General features: G+C 59.5%; 1 protein-coding gene. It reads right to left on the reverse strand.

Translation table 11 applies throughout. The features are described 5' to 3' along the window. Window positions 1-259, reverse strand: a 259-nt coding sequence (locus DIT71_RS17690; protein WP_227538206.1) for a 4Fe-4S dicluster domain-containing protein, incomplete at both ends; no start/stop codon positions are given.

The raw sequence follows: 259 nt of genomic DNA on the forward strand, positions 1-259 counted from the left end.
CAGAAAGCGTTTTCGCGGCGTGATGCCGGTGATGGCCTCAGCGGGGCAGACGAACAGGCAGTCACCGCATTCAATACAGCGGCTGTCATCAACCGAGACGCTTGAGTCGGTAAAAGAAAAAGCCTGCACAGGACAGACGTCCGCGCAGGCGAGGCAGGAAGCGTGGCGAAAACGGCGACGGACGCACGCATGCGTCACGTCCATCGCCGGGGCAAAGGTCAATCCGCCCATCAGCCAATACTGAAGAAAACGAAGCGCA

Source organism: Marinobacter vulgaris, assembly GCF_003344045.1.
GTDB classification, from domain to species: domain Bacteria; phylum Pseudomonadota; class Gammaproteobacteria; order Pseudomonadales; family Oleiphilaceae; genus Marinobacter; species Marinobacter vulgaris.